2 protein-coding genes are annotated in these 1,249 nt (G+C 61.9%); both read right to left on the minus strand.

What is annotated here, in order from left to right; genetic code table 11:
• Nucleotides 1-220: 220 nt before the first annotated feature.
• Nucleotides 221-397 carry a hypothetical protein gene (locus tag AC1DQP_RS20635; RefSeq protein ID WP_457321454.1) on the minus strand — a complete coding sequence of 59 codons (177 nt, stop codon included), beginning with the start codon at nucleotides 395-397 and terminating at the stop codon, nucleotides 221-223.
• A 336-nt stretch (nucleotides 398-733) separates the two neighbouring features.
• Nucleotides 734-1,249: HNH endonuclease signature motif containing protein (locus AC1DQP_RS20640; RefSeq protein ID WP_478052448.1), on the minus strand; the 516-nt coding region annotated here is incomplete at its 5' end.

Raw genomic sequence — 1,249 nt, forward strand, 5'->3', positions numbered from 1 at the left:
GGTCCAAGATGAGTCCCCGCAGAAGTACCCGAAGAGAGGACCTCCAAACAGGGCGCAAGCCGCTCCGCTTGGTAGATATCTAGATAGGTGTGCACATAGCGACCAATAGGGGGTGTGGATAAGTGGCTGACTGCTCCGCATAGCGACCAACTTGGTCTGTATGCGGAGCAAGGATTTCGGCCACTGCTCCGCATAGCGACTAGGTTGCTCCGCATAGCGACTACTGATCGCGCCGTTGCTGCCATAGGTCCGGCGCCACATGGGTGGCTGGCTCTTGATGCTTGCGGGACTCATCGATTGGGTAGTAGCTGAGCGCGTAGAGGCCGCAGCTGTTCCTGCCACCTTTTCGGGTTTCGATGATCCAGCCCGCCTCCAGCAGCTCGCGTTTGGCATCCATGACAGTTCCCTGGCTTCGCCAGCCACGAGTCCGCAGGAGCGACCACGGGATGCTGATGTCCCCGTTGCGCCCGGGTCGGTACTGCCGTGCAAGCTCAAGCAGGAGCTTTGCAGCATGCCCTGACAGGCACCCGAACTCGTGGGAATCGGCAATGCGGTGTGAGATGGAGAGAAAGGGCGGACCCTTGCCCCGGCCCTTGATCTGGAGCCGCTTCTTCTCTGAGATTCGTTGCACATGGTCACCTCCCATCGCCCTTACCTCGGCCAATAGGACGTGCCAGACGGCAGTTGTCCGCTCGTTTCATATACCCCCMAAGGGCAATAGGTAGAGAGCCGGTCAGGACTTCTTGGGCGGCGTCTTTTGGGGACGACCAGCGCCCGGAAGATGCGCCCACGTCCGGCCAGCTCGAATGTCGTTAACCGTGTGCCTGCAGATCCCCAGTCGCTTGGCCCACACTCCGGCGGGGACGGTCCCCGCGCTATCGCGTATGGCCACTGCTTGGTCGGGGGTCAACTTGCAATAGGTGGACATGCAGCCATAGCGCGCCAGGTTGCGTTGCGCCTGCCTTGCCCGGTTCTGCTGAGGGGTGACTAGGTCCAAGTTGGACAGGGCGTTGTTGCCCGCGTTGGCGTCGAGGTGATCGATTTGCATCCCCTCAGGGATCGGCCCGTGGGCAGCTTCCCAGACCACCCGATGCGCATACCAAGTGCGACGGGGGGCAGAGGGTGTTGCCCGCTGTATCACCCGGACGTACGTGTCGGCGGTCTGGATGCCCTTCTCGGAGCCCTCCGCGTTGAAGATCCGGCCAGAGGTCAGGCACGCCAGCAGACCGGACGGCGCATGAGGTAAGAG

It is taken from the genome of Stenotrophomonas sp. P5_A8 (assembly GCF_056400545.1).